At 66.6% G+C, this 21969-nt stretch carries 1 protein-coding gene; it reads right to left on the bottom strand.

Annotated elements, in window-relative coordinates; all coding sequences use genetic code 11:
- Positions 1 to 166 precede the first annotated feature (166 nt).
- On the bottom strand, positions 167 to 21940 hold the full coding sequence (locus J1M87_RS21855) for a non-ribosomal peptide synthase/polyketide synthase (RefSeq protein WP_206491885.1): 21774 nt from the start codon (positions 21938 to 21940) through the stop codon (positions 167 to 169).
- Between the last annotated feature and the right edge of the window lie 29 nt (positions 21941 to 21969).

The following is a 21969-nucleotide window of genomic DNA, read 5'->3' on the forward strand; positions in this document are numbered from 1 at the left end:
CACCTGCTCGGCCACCCGACTCGGACGGTGTACCGGTCGATCCATCCGAACTCATCTGACTTATGACTCCTCACCAGTGTTGCTCCGCGCGTGGTCGTGGACGACGCCCGGACCGATCCGACCGTTCATCGTCCACGACGCGGCGAGCGTTGCAGTTCGCCTCACCCTATCGGTCGACGGTTCCCATCGGCTCGGGCAGACGATGCACCGGAATATCGCTCCGGCTCCGCTCGACGCCGCTCGCACCGTCGCCCTCGATCGACACGATCGCAACGAGGTCTTCTGTGTCCTCGGGCTGGAGTCGATCGACTGCGGCGATGTCTGCGTCGGTGAGGAAGGCATGGGTCACCCACTCTGCGGACACGAGATCGGCAGCGTCCTCGGCGGACGTCGCACGGTCGGTCACCAGAGCCGCACCTGCAAGGACGGCGACCACGCCTGCCAGAACGGATGCAGCGGACTCGACCCGAGTGGGGACGGCGAGCCGCGAATCGTATGCCACCGACCAGTCCGTCACCGCGCTGGTCGCCAGTGCAGCGAGCGTTCCATGGTCGATCATGCTGCTGCCATCGCCCACGATCAACGCCGGACTGTCCGGCCCGAGAACGGCCGTCCTGTCCGAATACGTCACCGGCCGAGCAGAACTCGCAGCGAGGGCATCGACCGTGTCCGGATCTCCGAGGCGAACCGTCGTCGCGGAGGCGGCCCAGCTCGGACCGTCGTCACCGTCCAGGACGAGAACGGACACCCCTGCCCGCTCCAGAACATCGGAGGAGCTCGACGGCGCTACCGGATCGATCGGAGCCACGGCTCCGCCTGCCTTGGCCACCGCCCACCGCGTCACGACAGACTGGACGGCGTCGTGGACAGCGACAGCGACGACGACTCCAGGCCGAACGCCGCGGTCGATCAGCAGCCGAGCCATCCGCGAGGACTGCTCATCGAGCTCTCGGTACGTGGTTTCGGCTCCGTCCGAGGACAACGCCGGGGCATCAGGATCTGCGTCCACCGTGGCGGTGAGCACCTGCGGCAGTGTCAGGTCCGACCGCACCGGTGCCGCAGCGGTGTCAGCGCTCTGCCCGGTGTCGGTCAACGCGGCCCGCTCGCCTGCGTCGAGCACGTCGATGTCGCCGACGACGACCGATGGCGTTGCGGCCACCGCCCCGGCTATGCGTGCGAATCGTTGCGCCAGTGAGTCCACGGTGGACTCGTCGAACAGGTCGGCGGCGTACACCCATTCGACGTTCAGGGTTCCGGTTCCGCTGCCGGTGTCGGCATGCTGGGTCTCCACCGTCACCTGAAGGTCGAATTTGGCCGTAGGCTCGAAGCCGCTGACGGGTTCGACCACCAGGTTCGGCAACTCGAACCGCGCCTCGCCGTGAGGCTCCACCGACAGCACCGTCTGGAACAGCGGGGTGTACCCGGCGTTCCGGTCCGGTGCGATGGTGTCGACGACCCGCTCGAACGGCACGTCCGAGTGTGCGAAGGCCCGCAGATCGGTCTCGCGCAGTGCGGTCAGCAGCTCGGCGAACGTCGCATCGGGATCGACGTTCGTCCGCAGCGCCAGCGTGTTGACGAACATGCCGACCAGCCCGTCGAGCGCCTCGTGCCCGCGGCCGGCGATCGGCGTGCCGACCGCGAAACTGCGAGAGCCGCTCATCCGCGACAACAACACCCCGAGAACCGCGTGCAACACCATGAACAGGGTTGCGTTGTTCTCACGTGCGATCGCAGCGAGCCCGGTGTGTACCGACTCGTCCAACTCGACGCTCACACTGGCGCCGCGCAGGTTCGCGGTAGCCGTCCGCGGCCGGTCCCATGGCAACGACACGACCGGGGTGATCCCGCTGAGCTCGTCCGCCCAGAAGGCCAACTGCTCCGAGATAATCGACGTGGGATCGCTCTCCGACCCCAGCACCTGGCGCTGCCACACCGCGAAATCGGCGTACTGCACCGTCAGAGGTTCGGGCGTGTAATCGGTTCCCGACGCTGCAGCCAGGTATGCGGTCATGACGTCGCGGGCCAGCGGTGCCATCGATGCGCCGTCGCCGCTGATGTGGTGCATGACGATGACGAAGACGTACTCGTCCGGGCCGAAGCGGAACAATGCTCCCCGGATCGGCGGTGCGACGGTGACATCGAAGCCCTCGTAGACGAGTGCGCGAATCCGCTCGGCGGTGTCGGCATCGTTCGGTACGTCGATCGGAGTCAGATCGGGTGCCACCGATTCGGCGTCGACGACATCCTGGTACGGCGATCCGTCCGCGTCCTCCGGGTAGCGCGTGCGCAGGGCCTCGTGCCGTTCCACGGTGCGGGTCACGGCGGTCTGCAATGCCGCGACGTCGAGCTCGCCGCGAAGCCGCAGCGCCATCGGCATGTTGTAGGCCCCGGACTCCGGTTCGAGTCGATTGAGCACCCACATGCGCTGTTGCGCGAGCGACAACGGAGCCCTCTCGCCTGCCGGTCGTCGACGCAGCGGCACATCGTGTGCGTCGTCGATGCGTGATTCGGCACGAGCGGCGAGATCGGCCACGGTGGAGGCCTCGAACAGGTCTCGGACCCCGACCTTCTTTCCGAGCGCAGCCGACACCCGTGCAGCGACTCGCGTCGCGATCAGCGAGTTGCCGCCGAGATCGAAGAAGTCGTCGTCCGATCCGACGCGCTGGACGCCGAGCAACTCGGCGTAGATCGATGCCACGATCTCCTCGACCGGCGTCGCCGGCGACCGGAACGCTCGAACCTCGAACACCGGTTGCGGCAGCGCTTTTCGGTCCAGCTTTCCGCTCGTGTTCAGCGGGAACTCGGCGAGCACCATCACCGTCGCAGGCACCATGTACGTCGGCAGGGTGCCACCGACGAAGCTACGTACCTCCGCCGGGTCAAGCGTCCTACTCGGTGCAGGCACGACGTAGCCGACGAGTTGATCACCGGCACCGGTAGTGGCCACCACCGCCGTGGCCTGGTTGACGTCGGGGTGCGACAACAGTGCGGTCTCGATTTCACCGAGCTCTATCCGCTGGCCGCGGAACTTGACCTGGAAGTCCGTGCGCCCGATGTACTCGAGCACCCCCTGGTCCGCTCGGCCCGATCTCCATCGGACGAGGTCGCCGGTGCGGTACATGCGCTCGCCCGCGGCCGAGAACGGGTTCGCGACGAATCGGTCCATCGTCAGGTCGACGCGGCCGAGATAGCCGTCGGCGAGCTGCGTGCCCGCCAGGTACAGCTCGCCCGCGGTGCCCGCGGCCACCGGGTGCAGCCTGTTGTCGAGGACGTAGGCCTGGGTGTTCCATTCCGGAGCACCGATCGGGACGGTCACGCCGTTGTCGGCGGTGGTCTCCCAATACGTCACCGACACAGCGGCTTCGGTGGGGCCGTACAGGTTGTGGATCGCGGCAGAGGTGATCGCCCGGAAGTCCTTCACCGTCTCCGGGGGCAGCGCTTCGCCCACCACGTAGACGTGTCGGAGGGAACGACACTGCTCCGCGGTGGCGTACGCGGCGAACACGGTCAGCATCGACGGCACGAAGTCCGTGACGGTGACGCCGTGCCTGGCGATCCGGTCCGCGACGTACGCCGGGTCGCGGTGGCCGTCGGGGGTTGCGAGAACGACACTCGCACCGACCTGGAGTGGGAGGAAGAACCCCCACAGTGACACATCGAACGTCGTCGCCGTCTTCTGCAGGTAGATGTCGTTCTCGTCGAGGGAGTACTGGTCGACCATCCAGGCCATCTCGTTGACGATCGCGCGGTGCGATACCGCGACGCCCTTCGGTCTGCCGGTCGAGCCCGACGTGAAGATGACGTATGCGGTGTTCCCCGGGCGAACCGGTGCCAGGCGGTCGGAGTCGACAACGGGATCGGCCGGGTAGGACGCCAGATCGACTGTGTCCAGTTCGATGATCGGGAACTGTTGCGGCAGCCCCGTCCGGTCCTGGCTCGTCGACAGGACGGCGACGGGCACGGCGGTATCGAGGATGTACTCGATCCGTTCGGCCGGGTGATCGGGATCGATGGGAACGTACGCACCGCCTGCTTCGAGGACGGCGTACATGCCGACCATCAGATCGATGCCTCGCCTCATGCCGAGTGCGACGAGGGCCTGCGGGCCGACGCCGAGCGAAATCAGGTGTCGAGCAAGACTGTTGACTCGCTCCGAGAACTCCGCATAGGTCACGGCGGTGTCCTCGTAGACGATGGCCGTAGCATCCGGGTTCGCTGCAACCCGCGCTGCGAACGGGGCCGTCAACCGGTCACCTGCATCGATCCGGCGCGCGGTGTCGTTCCAGGTCTCGACTACTCGAGTTCGTTCTTCCGAGCCGAGCAGATCGATATCGCCGACCGCCGCAGCGGTGTCCGATACGAAGGCCTCGAGCACACCGACGAGCCGGGACAGGATCGAGTCGACGTACGCGGCATCGAACAGATCACTGATGTATTTGAGTGTGAAGGAGATTCGATCCTCCGCCACCACGAGCAAGGTCAAGGGGTAGTGCGTGTTGTCGTTGGAGCTCACTGCCTCGACGGTCATGCCGTCGATGGCCGCAGCCTGTTGCGTCAGTTGAGCTTCGTCCACCGGGTACGACTCGAAGATGGTGAGGGTGTCGAACAGATTCCCCATTCCGATCGCTCGCTGGATGTCGACGAGCCCCATGTGGTGGTGGTCGAGCAGGTCTGCCTGTTCACCCTGAATCCGTACCAGGTAGCTCTCCACCGTGTCGGCGGGATCGAATCGAACCCGCACCGGGATGGTGTTGATGAACAACCCGATCATCGACTCCACGCCAGCAAGAGCAGCGGGACGACCGGAGACCGTGGCACCGAACACGACATCGGTGCGACCGGTGATGTGTGCGATCAGCAGCCCGTATGCCGCCTGCACCAGCGTGTTCACGGTGACCCCGAGTCGTCCGCCGAGCGCCGTGAGCGACGCGGTGGTCTCGGCATCGACGAATCGCTCGGTCTCGGCCGAGCGCGCAGAGATCTCGCGCCCGACACTCGGCGGTGCGACGAACGTCGGCTCCTCGACACCGGCAAGCGCCGCAGTCCACGCACCGAGGGACACGGTCGGGTCCTGCTGGTCGAGCCATGCCAGGTAAGAGCGGTACGAGCGCACCCTCGGCATCGACACCGTCGAACCCCGAGCGGCGTACAGATACAGCAGTTCCTTCATCACCAGCGGTAGCGACCAGCCGTCGAGCAACACGTGATGGTTGGTCATCGCGAGCTTGTACGTGGTCGGTGTGATCCTGACGAGCAGGAATCGCAGCAGCGGTGCGGTGGACACATCGAAGTGGCGTCGCTGATCCGCGGCCAGTGCCTCGGCGACGGCAGCGTCGCGCTCGATCCCGTCGAGATGAGACAGATCGATCGTGTTCCACGGCAGACGAACGTTCTGCTGGACGATCTGCACCGTCTCACCGTCAGCGGTCGCGGTGAACGAGGTACGCAGATTGTCGTACCGGTCCAGCAGTGTCTGCGCCGCGTGGTGCAACCGTTCGGCGTCCACCTCGCCGGCCAGATCGAGTACGACCTGCATGGTGTAGACGTCGATCGACGCGTCGGCGAACAGTGCGTGGAACAGCAGCCCTTGCTGCAGCGGCGACAGCGACCAGATGTCGGTCAGCTCCGGGTAGCGAGCCTCGAACGATGCGATCTCGGGCTGCGAGAGCGCAACCAGCGGCACATCCGATGGGGTCAGGCCACCGGAGCCGGGTGCCTCGGCGTACGTGGCCAGCGCCGACAACGCCTCGGACCACAGCCCGGCGAGACGCTCGACCGTGTCGGCGGACACGGCTCCGGTCGGGAATGCGAAGCTCGCGCTCAGGACTCCACCCTGGTCGGTGTCGAGCACGATCGCGTTGATGTCGATCGTCTTGTTCGCGGCCATGTCGGCGTCGCCGGGCGCGGTGAGCTCACCGTCGGCGGCCGGCAACCAGCCGAGGGACTTCATCTCGTCCGGGACCTCGCCTGCGTCGACCCGACCCAGGTAGTTGAAGCTGATCTGTCCGGTTCCGAGTTCGGCCAGTTCCGCAGCGGTCTCGGAGCACAGGTACCGGAGCAGCCCCCAGCCCATGCCTCGATCGGGCAGCGCGAGCATCTGCTCCTTGACTGCCTTGACGGCGTCGCCGAGCTGCGATCCTCCTGCGAACGCGGCGTCGACATCGATTCCGGTCAGGTCGAGACGGACCGGGAACAGGCTCGTCAGCCAGCCGACGGTGCGTCCCAGATCAGCTCCGGGAACCACCGATTCCTCGCGGCCGTGGCCCTCGAGCTGCACCAGAGTTACCGGTGCGGTGATTCCGCGCTCGGACCGCAGTCTCGTGACGGCCACAGCGAGCCCGGCCAGCAACCCGTCGCCCACACCACCGCGGAAGATCTCCGGAACGGTGGTCAGCAAGGTGCGGGTGACGTCGGCCGTCAGTTCGACATTCACCCGTTCGACAGTGGCCACGACGTCGATCGCGGGATCGAACGGGCGATCCCCCAGTACGGGATCCTCGGTGTCGGCGATCGAGCGCCACAGTGGCAACTCGGCCTGTCGCGCCTCGCTCGCCGCCGCGTCCACCAGTGCGTGCGTCCAACGCCGCATCGAGGTTCCGACCTCGGGAAGGACCGGGACCACTCCCCCGGACACCTGTGCCCAGGCGGAGACGAGATCGGGAACGAGAATGCGCCACGACACACCGTCGATCACGAGGTGGTGAGCCGCGATGGTCAGTGTTCCGGCTTGCTCGGGTCCGCGATCGGCCCAGACGAGGGCGAGCATGCGTCCGGACGTGGGGTCGAGCGTTCCGACCGCATCGTCGAATACCGTTGCAGCCGAATCGCTGTCGGTCCGAGTCAGGATGGAATCCACATCGAGGAGACCGATGTCCGCGACGTCGAGACCCCAGCCCCGGTCGTCGTGTACCAGCGTCGATCGCAGCACGTCGTGACGATCGACCACAGCGGTCACCGTGGCGAGGATTCCGGCCCGATCGATACCGACCGGCAGTTCGAGGGTGACGGCCTGATGGAAACGTGACCACCCGCCGCCACGCTCGATCATCGCGACACCGAACGGCGGTAGCGGCATCCAACCCACGCCACCGCCGTCGAGTTCCTCGAGTACGACCGCGTCGTTGCCCTCGCCGACGGTTACGGCGATCTCTGCGAGACCGGCAACAGTCTTGCGCTCGAACACATCTCGCGGACCGAACTGAATTCCCCTGGCCTTGGCGCGGGAAACGAGCTGAATCGAGACGATACTGTCGCCGCCGAGCGCGAAGAACGAGTCGTCCACCCCGACGGTATCGAGGCCGAGCACATCCGCGAATACCTCGGCAATGATGCGTTCGGTATCGGTTGTCGCCGTGCGGAATTCGGCGTCGCTGCCGAATTCCGGTTCGGGTAGTGCTCTGCGGTCCAGTTTGCCGTTCGGCCCGAGCGGGAGGGCATCGATCACGATGAGCCCGGCCGGAACCATGTACTCCGGAACCAGGGTGGCGACCGACGCTGTGACCGCTGCGGTGTCGATCGTCTCGCCGACGACGGGAACGACGTACCCGACCAGTAGCTCACCCGCCGACGGCGTCCGCCGCACGAGCACCACGGCCTGGTCGACCGACGGGTCCGCGGTCAGGGCAGCCTCGATTTCTCCCAGTTCGATGCGCAGTCCGCGCAGTTTGACCTGGAAGTCGGTGCGGCCGAGGTAGTCCAGCTCGCCGTCCGCGTTCCAACGGACGAGGTCTCCGGTGCGATACATCCGCGATCCTGCTGCGCCGTGCGGATCGGCGACGAACCGGTCCGCGGTCAGATCCGGGCGGCCGAGGTATCCGCGGGCGAGTTGGTGCCCGGCGAGATACAGCTCACCGGGCACCCCGACGGGAACAGGGTGCAGTCGCGCGTCGAGCACGGTCACCCTCGTGTTCCACACCGGTGCACCGATGGGAACCGAGACGGTGTCCGACGGCAGGACGCGGTGATAGGTGACGTCGACGGCAGCCTCTGTCGGGCCGTACAGGTTGTGCAGTTCGGTGGCGGGCAGCGCCGAGCGGAGCGCGGCCGCAACCGATGCCGGCAGTGCCTCACCGGAGGCGAACACCATGCGCAGTCCGGTGCAGTTCGAGACACCGTCCGCGGCGGCGAACACGGCCAACAACGACGGGACGAAGTGCGCGACGGTGACGCCGCGTTCGGCGACGGTGCGCACCAGGTATGCCGGATCGCGGTGGCCGTCGGGAACCGCGATGACCAGTTCGGCGCCGATCTGCAACGGCCAGAACAGCTCCCACACCGATACGTCGAACGTGACCGGTGTCTTCTGCAGCACCTTGTCGTGTTCGGTGAGACGGTACTCGTCCTGCATCCACAACAGTCGGTTGACGATGGCGGCGTGGCTGACCGCAACGCCCTTCGGGCGACCGGTGGAGCCGGAGGTGAAGATGACGTACGCGGTGTCCGCCGGTCGTAGCGGTGCGGTTCTGTCCGCATCGGTCACCGGTGCCGTGGACAGACCTGTGGTGTCGACGGTGTCGACCAGGATTCTGACGGCGTCGGTCACGAGAGCTGTGCCGTCGCGCTCGGTCGTGAGCAGCACCACCGGTGCAGCCGTGTCCAGGATGTAGCCGATTCGTTCGGCCGGAAGATCCGGGTCGACCGGGACGTAGGCACCACCGGCAGCGAGCACGGCGTAGATACCCGTCAGCATGTCGATCGAGCGGCGCATGGCGGTGGCCACCACGGTTTCCGGCCCGACTCCCTCGGCGATGAGCAGCCGCGCGAGCGAGTTGACCCGCTCGGAGAATTCGCGGTAGGTCACTCGATCGTCGGCGAAGCTCGTGGCGATGCCGTCCGGGGACGCTGCAACACGGGCCTCGAACAGCGAGACCAGGGTTGCGCCGGGATCCACCTCGTGCGCAGTGGCGTTCCATTCCTCGAGGACGCGGGTGCGTTCGCCCTCCTCGAGAATGTCGATGTCGCCGACGGCTCGATCAGGAGCGTCGGTGAGTGCGTGCAGCACCCGAACCAGCCGTCGCCCGAGAGAGGCCATGCTGGACTCGTCGAAAAGATCGGTCGCATAGTCGAATTGCACGTCGATGCCGGCCGGAGCGCCGTGTTCGTCGGTGTTCTCCCACAGTGTCACCTGCAGGTCGAACTTCGCGAAAGCGCTGCCGAGATCGATTCCCTCGACGCTCAGACCTGGCAGGGCCAACGTCTGACGGTTCAGGTTCTGGAACGTCAGCATGACCTGGAAGATCGGGTGACGAGCCTGCGAGCGGTCCGGGGCCAGCTCGTCGACGAGCCGCTCGAACGGCACGTCGGCATGCCCGAAGGCGCTCAGGTCGGCCTCACGGACTGCAGCGAGTTGCTCCCGCAACGATGCAGCGGGGCTCACCGCGGTGCGGAGCGCGAGCGTGTTGACGAACATGCCGACCAGCTCGTCCAGATCCGCGTCACCGCGGCCGGCGACCGGGGTACCGATCGTCACGTCATCGGTGCCCGCCAGTGCGCCGAGCAGTACTGCGAGCGCGGTGTGCACCACCATGAAGTTCGTGGCGTTACCGGCTCGGGCGGCGCGGGCGATGCCGGACTGCAGTGACGCGTCGATCGAGAAGTTGTATGCCGCACCGCGATACGACGCCACCGCCGGTCGTGGCCGATCCGTTGCCAGATCGAGCTGCGCCGGGGCACCGGCCAGAGCCGAAGTCCAGTAGGCGAGCTGCTCGGCCAACAGCGAATCCGGGTCGTCCTCGGCGCCGAGTACCTCGCGTTGCCACAATGCGTAATCCGCGTACTGCACCGGAAGTGGTGCCCACTGTGGGCTCTCCCCGGCTGCACGGGCGGTGTAGGCCGCCATGATGTCGCGCGTGAGGGGTCCCATCGAGAACCCGTCCGCGGCGATGTGATGGGCGACGAACGCCAGTACGTGCTCGGACTCGCTCACCCGCAGGATCCGAATTCGGACCGGAACGGCTCGGGTCACATCGAATCCGGCGGACACGAAGTCCCGCAGTGCCTGCTCGATCGCGCTCTCGTCGACGTCCTCGACGGCGACGGTCACGCCGGCCTCCGCGGTACCGAGCACCACCTGGTGGCCTCGTCCGTCGACCTCCGGGTACACGGTGCGCAGAATCTCGTGCCGCGCCAACACGTCGTGCACGGCGCTGACGAGTGCATCGACATCGACGTTTCCGGACAACCGAATCGCCACCGGGATGTTGTTCACGGCGGACGTCGGATCGAATTGGCTCAGGAACCACATGCGCTGCTGCGCCATCGACAGCGGCACCGAGTCCGGTCGCTTTCGAGCCGTCAGTGCCCGGCGCGCACCGGTGCCCACCTGGGACTCGATCGCACGTGCGAGCGACTGCACCGTCGGAGACTCGAAGATCGAGCGGACCGGCACCTGGGTGTCGAGCGCCGCCCCCAGTCGGGAGACCACCTGGGTGGCGATCAACGAGTTGCCGCCGAGTGCGAAGAAGTCGTCGTCCAGGCCGACGCGCTCCAACGCGAGCACCTCGGCGAAGACTGCCGCAACGGCCTCTTCCACCGGGTTGGTCGGGGCGCGGAACTCGGCTGTCTCGAACTCCGGTTCGGGGAGCGCCTGTCGATCCAGCTTGCCGTTGACGCCTCGAGGAAGAGCCTCCAGCACGACGAAGGCCGACGGGATCATGTACGACGGCAGACGCTCGGCGAGTGCTCGGCCGATGCCGTCCTGATCGAGCGAAACGCCGGCGGCCGGTACGAGGTAGGCCACCAGTCGAGCCCCGGATCCCGTGTCCGCGAGCGCTACGACGGCGACGTCTCGGATCTCGTCGAGCGATCCGAGAGCGGCGTCGATATCGCCGAGTTCGATACGGAAACCGCGAATCTTCACCTGGAAGTCGGTACGCCCGACGTACTCCAGTTCACCGTCGGCCCGCCAGGACACGAGATCGCCGGTGCGGTACAGGCGGCCGCCGGGGGTGAACGGGTCGGCAACGAAACGCTCCGCGCTCAGATCGGGCCGAGCGAAGTACCCGTCGGCGAGCTGAGCACCCGCGAGATAGAGCTCACCTGCAACGCCGACCGGCACCGGAGCCAGACGCGAGTCCAGCACGTAGACACGGGTGTTCCATTCGGGCCCGCCGATGGGAACCGCGGTGCCCTCGACGCTCGTCACCCGATGAGCGGTCACCGAGACTGCTGCCTCGGTCGGTCCGTACAGATTGTCCAGTCGCGCAGCGGAACTGCGTAGTGCCCGCTCGGCCGTGGCGACCGGCAGTGCTTCGCCGATCGCCAGGATTCGCGTCAGATGTTCGGGAAGTGCGCCTGCCGATGCCGTGACCAACGCGTCGAGCACGGACGGCACGGTGTGCAGTGTCGTCACCGATTCCCGGCTCATCAGATCGACGAGGTAGGCGGGATCGCGGTGTCCCTCGGCGTCGGCGACGACGATCGCACCACCGGAGATGGTGGCGACCCAGAACTCCCACACGGACAGGTCGAAGGTGGCGGCAGTCTTGAGCAGCACCCGGTCCGTGCTGCCCAGCCCGTAGTGGGCGCTCTGCCACAGCAGCTGGTTGACGATGGCGGCATGGCTGACCGCGACGCCCTTGGGGCGGCCGGTGGATCCGGAGGTGAAGATGACGTACGCGGTATTCGCGGGCCGCAGCGGCGAATGTCGATCGCGGTCGGTGACGGGCGCGTCCGAGACCTTCTCGTCGAGCAGTCGCTGATCGGTGTCGACGAGCAGAACCGGAAGCGAGTCGAGCTCGAATTCGTCACGCGCAGTGCTCAAAACCAGAGCGGGAGCGGCTACCTCGAGAATGTAGGCGTTGCGGTCTGCCGGCTGGTCCGGGTCGATGGGGACATACGCCCCGCCTGCCTTGGCGACGGCGTACATCGCGACGAGCAGGTCCACCGAGCGCCTGATCGCCAGGGCAACCGTCACCTGCGGTCCGACGCCGGCCCCGATCAGGACGCGGGCCAGCCGGTTGATTCGGCGATCGAACTCGTCGTACGACAGCGATCCTCCAGCGTGGACCAGCGCGATCGCGTCGGGCTGGTCCTGCACCTGCCGATCGAACAGCGACACCAGGGTCTGCGAGGCATCCACCTCGTGAGCGGTGTCGTTCCACGTGCGCACGATCCGGATGTGTTCCTCGGACGAGAGCAGATCGAGATCGCCGACGACGGCGGCCGGGTCCTCGGCGACCGCTGCGAGCAGCCGCACGAACCTGTCGGCGAACGTCTGGGCCGTGGCGCGATCGAAAAGATCTGTGGCATAGCTGAACTCGGCCGACAGCTCGGCGGGCGAACCGTCGGGAGCATAGCGATCCGAGATCGACAGCTGCAGATCGGTCTTCGCGGTCAGGGCATCTGCCTCGACGGCACTGACCGTCAGTCCCGGCAGCTCGAACGTCGACTCGGCGAGGTTCTGGAAGGACAGCCCCACCTGGAACAGCGGGTTGCGCGCTGTCGAGCGCACCGGGTTGAGCACCTCCACCAGACGCTCGAACGGAACATCGGAATGTGCGAGGGCGGCCAGGTCACGCTCGCGAGCCTGGCCGAGCAACTGCCGGAACGTCATCGACGGTTCGACGGTCGACCGGAAGACCAGGGTGTTGACGAACATGCCGATCATCGGATCGAGGGCTCGCTCGCCGCGGCCCGCAATGGGTGTTCCGACGGCGATGTCCTCGGAACCGGACAGGCGCGCGAGCAACACCGCGAATGCCGAATGCACCACCATGAACAACGTTGCCTGCTCGCTACGTCCGAGCTCGGCGAGAGCGGCGTGCACATCGGCACCGACGGTGAACCGCACGGCGTCGCCACGGAAACTCTGCGCCGGTGGCCGGGGGCGATCGGTGGGAAGCACCAGTTGATCCGGCAGCTCGGCGAGCGCGTCCTTCCAGAACGATACCTGCTGCGCTGCAAGTGAATTCGCATCCGATTCGGTGCCGAGCACGGTTCGCTGCCACAGCGCGAAGTCGATGTACTGCACCGCGAGCGGTTCCCAGTCCGGTGCCGAGCCTGTCGATCTCGCGGTGTATGCGGTCATGACGTCGACGCCCAGCGGGCCCATCGATGCGCCGTCGGCCGACACGTGATGCACGACGAAAGCCAGAACGTGTTCGTCCGCACCGACCCGGAACACCTGCGCATCGACCGGTACCTCGACGGTGACATCGAAGCCCCGCCTGAAGAAGTCCGTAACGGCCGCAACGACATTCGCTCCCGCCACCTCGCGGACGGCGAGGTCCAGCGGCACCTCGGACGCCGGGAGCACCTGTTGGAACGGGCCGTCCGGCGAGTCCGGGTAGCGAGTACGCAGAGATTCGTGGCGTTCGACGACGTCGAGCACCGCCGCCCGGAGCGCGGCGAGATCGAGATCGCCGGACAGCCGCACGGCGAACGGAATGTTGTCCACCGACGAGGACGTGTCGAACTGGTTGAGGAACCAGTACCGCTGCTGCGCCGGCGAGAGCGGCGGCCGCTCCGGACGTGGGCCCGCCACCAATGCAGCCCGGCTGCCCGAACCGACAGCGCTCTCCACGTGCGCGACCAGCGCGGCGACGGTCGAGCTCTCGAACAGCGCCCGCACCGGCACGACGGTGTCCAGTGCCGCGCCGAGTCGCGAGACCACCTGGGTGGCGATCAGCGAGTTGCCGCCCAGGGCGAAGAAGTCGTCGTCGAGTCCGACTCGGTCGATGTGCAGGACGTCGGCGAACACTCCGGCGACGATCTCCTCGACCGCCGTGGTCGGTGCGCGGAACTCACGCGCCTCGAACACCGGTGCGGGTAGTGCGGCTCGATCCAACTTGCCGACCGGGGTGAGCGGAACAGCGTCGAGCACGATGATCGAGGACGGAATCATGTACGCGGGCAGTGATTTTCCGACAAAGGCGGTCAGCTCGTCGACGTCGACGACAGATCCACGGGAGGGCAGAACGTACGACACGAGGGTGGTGACGCCCGAGGGCAGTTCGTGACCGAGAGTGACGGCGAAGTCCACCTCGGGAACAGCGGTGAGCGCGGAATCGATCTCACCGAGCTCGATCCGGAAGCCGCGCACCTTGACCTGGAAGTCGGTGCGGCCGACGAACTGCAACTGCAGATCGTCGGTCCATCGCACCACGTCGCCGGTGCGATACATCCGTGCACCCTCGACGCCGTAGGGATTGGCCACGAAGCGCTCGGAGGACAGCCCTGGCCTACCGAGATAACCGCGGGCAAGCGCACCGCCCGACAGATACAGGTCACCCGCGACACCGGTCGGAACCGGTTCGAGACGGGAGTCGAGAATGAGCACGGACATGCCGTGAATCGGTCGACCGATGGTGATCGGCGCACCGGGGGTCAGCTCGGCGAAGCTGGAGATGATCGTGGTCTCGGTCGGCCCGTACCCGTTGAAGTACTTTCGGCCCCCTGCCCACCGGGCGAGCAGTTCGGGAGTGGTCACGTCTCCGCCCACCGAGAGCACCTCGAGCGAATCGATCCCGTGGGGATCCATCGTGCCGAGCACCGCGGGCGTGATGATCGTGTGAGTGACCCGCTCCGCCTTCAACAATTCGGCCAGTTCGGTGCCGCCGAGAATCGACGCCGGTACGACGACCAACGTCGCCCCGACCGAGAACGCCGCCATCCATTCCAGGACCGACGGATCGAAGTTGGGCGAGCAGATGTGCAGGAACCTCGAGGCCGGTTTCAGGTGATAGAGATCGGTTGCTGCGTCGAGGACGCCGCCGAGTCCGGCGTGCGTGACGACGACGCCCTTCGGCTTGCCGGTCGAACCCGAGGTGTAGATGACGTAGGCCGGGTTCTGGAACGTGACCGGTCGCAGGCGATCGGCGTCGGTGATCGGTTCGGTGGAGTGGGTGCGGACCTCTGCGACGAACTCGTCCTCGTCGACGCTCAGCCAGAGCAGATCCTCGCCCGAGGCGGAGAGCTGCGCCGAGTGCGCACGGGTGGTCAGGCCGAGCAGTGCCTCGGAGTCCGAGACCATGTGGGCGATGCGATCCTGCGGATACGTCGGGTCGACGGGTAGGTGCGCGGCCCCCGATTTCGCCACGGCCCAGACCGCGAGCACCATGAAGTAGGAGCGCTGGAATCCCAGAGCCACAACGGATTCGGGGCCGGCCCCGCGCTCGATGAGCACGCGCGCGAGCTGCGAGGACGTCGCATCGAGTTCGGCGTACGAGATCGAGCGCCCCTCGTAGCGGATCGCAGTCGCAGCCGGGTCGAGGGCGGCTCCGGCAGTGAAGATCTCGGCCAGAGTACCGCCGGCCAACACGTCGTCACCGTGTACGTGCGTGAGCCGGTCGTACTCGTCGTCGTAGAGGATGGACAGATCGCCCACCGGGGTGTCCGGTGCCGCCACGATCGCGTCGAGCAGCCAACGGAAACGCCGCGAGAACACCTCGATCGTCTTCTCGTCGAACAGGTCTCGCGCATAGAGGAATCCGGCGGCGAGACCTGCGCCGTCGGCTTTCTCGTGCAGTGTCAACGACAGATCGAACTTGGCGGTGTCGACCTCCACGTCCACGGCCGAGACCGTCAGACCGGGCAGGTGAAACTCGTTCGGCGGGAGGTTCTCGAACGCGATCGCCACCTGGAACAGTGGGTGCCTGGCCGTGGTCCGCTCTGGCTCGAGCAGATCCACCAGCCGCTCGAAGGGGATGTCCGCGTGTGCGAACGCCTCGAGATCGACGTCTCGGACGTGTCCGAGCAGGTCGGTGAAGCCGGTGCTCCGATCGACCGAAGTGCGCAGCACCAGGGTGTTGACGAACATGCCGATCACGTCGTCCAGGACAGCTTCGCCGCGGCCCGCGACGGCCGTGCCCACCGCAATGTCGTCGGAGTTCGACATGCGTGCCAGGAACAGAGCCAGCGCACCGTGCAGCACCATGAACAGCGTGGTTCCGGTCGACCGGGCCAGATCGTCGAGCGAGGCGCGCAGTTCGGCATCGATGTCGAACTGGAATCGCCCGCCGGAGTACGACTGGACGGCCGGACGTGGCCGGTCGTACGGCAAGGTCAGCTCACTGGGCAGGTCAGCCAGAGCGGTACGCCAGTAGTTCGCCTGCGATGCCATCAGGCTGGTCGGATCCTCGTCGTCGCCGAGCACCGCACGCTGCCACAGCGCGAAATCGGCGTACTGAACCGGCAGCGGCGTCCACCGAGGAGCCTCTCCTGCGACTCGAGCGAGATATGCAGTCATGACGTCACGGGTCAGTGGCCCCATGGACCACCCGTCGGCGCTGATGTGGTGAACCACGAACACCAGTACGTACTCGTCGTCGGCGACCCGGAACAGTTTGGCGCGCAAGGGAGTCGACTGGGTGACATCGAATCCTTCGGAGGCGAAGGCAATCAGGTCGGACACCGCACCGTCGGCGGACGGGGTGGCGGGCGTCAGATCCGGCGTGGCGTCCTCGGCAGGCAGAATCACCTGGTGTCCCGCACCGTCCGCACTCGGGTAGACGGTACGAAGCGCTTCGTGCCGATCGAGTACGTCGGTGACGGCCGCCTGCAGGGCCGCGGCGTCGAGTGCCCCGCTGAGCCGGATCGCCACCGGGATGTTGTTGACGGCCGATTCGGGCTCGAATCGGTTGAGGAACCACATTCGCTGCTGGGCGAGGGACAGTGGGATCTGTTCCGGACGGTCCTGTGGCACCAGCGGAGCCGTGGTTCCGCGGCCGACATGGCTCTCCAACGCGGCCGCCAGGGATGCGACGGTGCCTGCCTCGAACATCGTTCGGACGGGCACGGTGGTGCCCAGTTCGGCACCGAGTCGTGCGGCGACCTGAGTTGCGACGAGCGAGTTGCCGCCGAGGGCGAAGAAGTCGTCGTCCGCGCCGACTCGGTCGAGTCCGAGCACCGCGCCGAAGACGTTCGCGACGATCTCTTCGATCGGATCGCTCGGTGCTCGGTACGGTGTTGCCTCGAACTCCGGATCGGGTAGTGCTTGCCGATTCAGCTTGCCACTCGCGCCGAGCGGGAACTCCTCGAGTTCCACGACGGTGGCCGGCACCATGTACTCGGCCAGCCGTCCACGTAGGGCCGTGCGTACCCGATCCACATCGACCGAGCCTTCGGTGGGGACGACGTAGGCGACCAGCTGTTCTCGTCGTACCAGCACGACGGCCTGTGCGATCTCGGGCAGATCCAGTAGCGCCGATTCGATTTCGCCGAGTTCGATCCGCAGGCCGCGCAACTTCACCTGGAAGTCGGAGCGGCCCATGTATTCGAGTTCGCCGGCGGGTAGCCATCGCACCACATCGCCGGTCCGGTACATCCGTTCGCCGTCGACTGCGAACGGATCGGCAACGAAGCGATCCGCAGTCAGATCGGGTCGGCTCACGTATCCCCTGGCGAGTTGGACACCCGCGAGGTAGAGCTCTCCCGATACCCCGACCGGAACCGGCCGCAACGACGAATCGAGAACGTGCACATCGGTGTTCCACACCGGCGAGCCGATCGGCACCACCGCGGTGTCCGCGTCGGAGACCGGGTGATACGTCACATCGACGGCAGCTTCGGTGGGGCCGTACAGGTTGTGCACCGACACCTGCGGGAGTGCGTTGCGCAGCGCATGTGCGGTGGCAGGCGCGAGTGCCTCCCCCGAGGCGAACACCGTCCGTAGCGACGCTCCCGCGTCGGGCCTGCGCAGTGCCTCCGGGGTGAACACCGACATCATCGACGGCACGAAGTGCACCACCGAAACCTGTTCGCGAGCAATGACATCGAGCAGATACGACGGATCACGGTGCCCCTCGGGAACCGCGACGACAACCGACGCGCCTACCTGGAAAGCCCAGAAGAACTCCCACACCGACACGTCGAATGTCGCAGGAGTCTTCTGCAACACCACGTCCTGTGGGCCGAGGGGGTACTCGTGCTGCATCCACGACAACCGGTTCACGATCGCCGAGTGCGACACCCCGACGCCCTTCGGGCGACCCGTCGACCCCGAGGTGAAGATGACGTACGCGAGATTGTCCGCCCGCAGCGGAGCCGTCCGCTCCGCATCGGTCACCGTCGCCGTCGAGTGGTGCGACACGTCCAGCGTGTCGATGTCCACCGTCTCCACACTCGGGAACTCGACGTGGTCTCGGGTGCTCGAGAGCACGCGTACCGGCGAGGCCGTGCCGACGATGTACTCGTTGCGCTCCGGCGGCTGAGTCGGGTCGATGGGTACGTACGCAGCACCGGCCTTGACGATCGCGTACATACCGACGAGCAACTCGATGCTGCGGCCGACCGCGAGGCCGACGGTGGTGTCGGTACCGACACCAACGGACATCAGGTAGCGCGCCAGTCGATTGGCGCGCGCGTCGAGCTCGGCGTAGGTCAGGCGAACGTCCTCGAACACCAGAGCCTGAGCGTCGGGGGTCTGCGCGACGCGCGCATCGAACTGATCCACCAGAGTCGTCCTGCCGGGGATCTCGTGCACCGGTCCGGAACCGAACGCCAGCACGGACTTCCGCTCGACCGGGTCGAGCAGGTCGATCTCACCGACGGCCTCGGCGGGCGCTGCGGTGACCGCACGAAGAACACGGACGAACCGCTCCCCGAACCGCACCATCGTCGATGTGTCGAACAGGTCCGCGGCGTAGGTCAGGGCGACCGTCAGTCCCGTGGGCCCGGAGTCGGACGGCGCGGAATCCCACAGGGTCACCTGCAGATCGAACTTCGCCAGATCTGCCTCGTAGTCGACCGCCGCAATGTTCAGCCCGGGAAGTTCGACCGAGGTTCGATCCAGATTCTGGAACGTGAGCATCACCTGGAACAGCGGGTGTCGTGCCTGCGAGCGCACCGGCGACAACACGTCCACCAGACGCTCGAACGGCACCTCGGCGTGCGAGAACGCGGCGAGGTCCACCTCACGGACCTCGCGCAGGATGTCGTCGAACGACGTTCGTGGATCAACGCCGGTGCGCAGCACCAGTGTGTTGACGAACATTCCGATCACATCGTCGAGGGCCTCGTCACCACGGCCTGCGACCGGCGTACCGATACTGATGTCCTCGGCGGACGCGAGCTTGGCCAGGAGCACCGCCAGTGCGGCGTGCACGACCATGAACCTCGTCGCGTTGTGATCTCTGGCGAGCGTGTCGAGACCGCGAACCATGTCGGCGTCGATCTCGAACGTGTGCGTGCCGCCGTTGGTGGTGGCGACAGCAGGGCGGGGTCGATCGGTGGGTAGCTCGAGCTGCTCCGGGGCTCCACCGAGCTGGAGTCGCCAATAGTTCTCCTGTGCCGAGATCAGCGACTCCGGGTCGTCCTCGCTCCCGAGGACGGCCCGCTGCCACAGCGTGAAGTCGGCGTATTGCACCTCGAGCGGAGTCCATTGCGGCGCTTGCCCGTTGGTGCGAGCCACGTACGCAGTCACGACGTCTCGGGTCAGCGGTCCCATCGAGAATCCGTCGGCCGCGATGTGATGCACCACGAACGCGAGGACGTGCTCGGTCTCGGAGGTCTCGACGAGCACCGCACGGAATGGCAGCTGTACCGCCAGATCGAAGGGCCGGAGCGCGAACTCGAGCAGTACGGCGGGGACATCGACCTCGGCTGCCGAGGTTCGCTCCAATTCCACTGCCGATGAATCGGTGTCGAGCACTCGCTGATAGCCGATGCCGTCGTGGTCGGGGTACACCGTCCGTAGCGACTCGTGCCGGCCCAGCACGTCCACCAAGGCCGTCTGCAGTGCCGTGAAGTCCAGTTCCCCGCTCAGCGCGATGGCGACCGGGATGTTGTTCACAGCCGAGTCCGGTTCGAATCGGTTGAGGAACCACATCCGCTGCTGGGCCAACGACAGCGGCACCCGTTCTGGCCGCTGCTGCGCGACCAGCGGCGGACGCGCGTCCCCGGATCCTGCGGCGTCGACTGCCGCGGCGAGTTCGGCGACGGTCGGTGCGTCGAAGAACGACCGCACATCCACCGCAGTGCCCAGTTCGGCGTTGACTCGCGCGATCACGCGGGTGGCATTGAGGGAGTTTCCGCCGAGGACGAAGAAGTCGTCGTCCACGCCGATTCGTTCGATCCCGAGAACCGCCTCGAAAATTGCCACCAGGGCCGTTTCGGTATCGGTGCTCGGGGCGCGGTACTCGCGTACGAGGGAGGCGAAATCGGGTGCGGGCAGGGCTTTTCGGTCCAGCTTGCCGCTGGCACCGAGCGGGAATTCGTCCAGCACCACGAACATCGACGGCACCATGTACTCGGGCATGCGGCGACGCACTGCCTCCGCGAGGCCGTCGTGATCGAGATCGGGTTCGGTGCTCACGACGTAGCCGACGAGCTGCTCGCCCAACTGGGCCTGCGAGTGGTCGGTATGAACGAGTACCGCGGCCTGGGTCACCTGCGGCTCGGCGAGCAGGGCCTGCTCGATCTCGCCGAGTTCGATGCGGAGGCCGCGCAGTTTCACCTGAAAGTCGGTGCGCCCGATGTATTCGATCAGGCCGTCGGCCCGCCGGCGCACCAGGTCGCCGGTGCGATACATCCGGTCCCCCGGCTCACCGAACGGGTCGGCGACGAACCGATCGGCCGTCAGATCCGTGCGGCCGAGATATCCGCGAGCGAGCTGTACGCCGGCAAGATAGAGCTCGCCCTCGATTCCTCGGGGTGAGCGCCGCAGTCCTTCGTCGAGCACGTACAGATCGGTGTCGTCGACGGCGGCGCCGATCGGCACCGAGCCGTCCTCCACCTGCTCGGTCCGGTAGTACGTGACGTCGACGGCGGCCTCGGTAGGTCCGTAGAGGTTGTGCAGTTCCGCGTTCGAGATCGCGTGGAACGCGTTGACGGTCCGCGCCGGCAGCGCCTCACCGGAGGCGAACACCATTCGGAGCGAATCCTCCTGCGCGGCGCTGGGTTCGGCAACGTAGACCGAGAGCATGGACGGGACGAAATGGGTCACCGTCACGCCGAGGTCAGCGATGACGCGGGCGAGGTAGGCGGGATCGCGGTGCCCGTCGGGCTCGGCTATCACCAGCGTCGCACCGATCTGCAACGGCCAGAAGAACTCCCAGACCGACACGTCGAACGTGAACGGGGTCTTCTGCAACACGACGTCGGCTGCCGTCATCGCGTACTCGCGCTGACGCCAGGAAATATTGGCGACGATGGCGCGGTGGCTCACCGCCACGCCCTTCGGACGTCCCGTGGAACCGGAGGTGAAGATGACGTACGCGAGATCGTCCTCGGCAAGGGTGCCGAGCCGGTCCAGGTCGGTGATGCGCCCTGCAGTCACGCCAGTGACGTCGACGGCATCGACGAGCAGAGTCTGCGTGCCGTCCGGCAACTGCGGTCGGTCCTCGGACGTCGTCAGCACCAGAACCGGTCGCGCGGTATCGAGGACGTACCCGAGCCGATCCACCGGATGGTCCGGGTCCAACGGAACGTACGCGCCTCCAGCCGCCGAGATGGCGTACATGCCCACCAACAGATCGATTGAGCGGCGGATCGACAACCCCACCGTCGTATCGGGACCGACGCCCCGCTCGATCAACACTCGCGCGAGGCGATCGACCGAGGCGGCGAATTCTGCGTAGGTTCGCCGCTCGTCTCCGAACACGAGGGCAGTGGCGTCCGGGGTGCGCTCGGCCTGATCGGCGAACAGCGTGTACAGCGTGGCGGCTTCGGGATCGGCCGATCTCGACGCCGACTCGTCGTCACCGAGAACCGACACGGCGTCGGAGACGACCGAGGAGACCACGGCATCGAGACCACCGTCGGTGTCCTCGATGACTCCGGGAACGGTGTTGGACAGTACGACGGGAACCAATGCGTCCGGGCCGAGGGCACCACCCATGGCCGTGTCGAGGGTGGTGATCTCCTCGTCCAACCGGGCATAGCTCAGCTCCGTACCGCGGTGCGCGAGCGCCACGCGGTCCGGTTCGACCGCAGCGACGCTCCGAACCAAGCGCGGAAGGTCCTCGACCGTCAATGCTGCCTCGCGTCGACGTCCAACCGCCATCTAACTCTTCCTCCTGATCGATCCACGTG

This window comes from Rhodococcus sp. KRD162 (assembly GCF_017168335.1).
Lineage (GTDB): Bacteria > Actinomycetota > Actinomycetes > Mycobacteriales > Mycobacteriaceae > Rhodococcoides.

Excerpts from the sequence above, each read along its gene's own strand:
- J1M87_RS21855 (WP_206491885.1), bottom strand. The coding sequence starts at position 21,940 with ATGGCGGTTGGACGTCGACGCGAGGCAGCATTGACGGTCGAGGACCTT.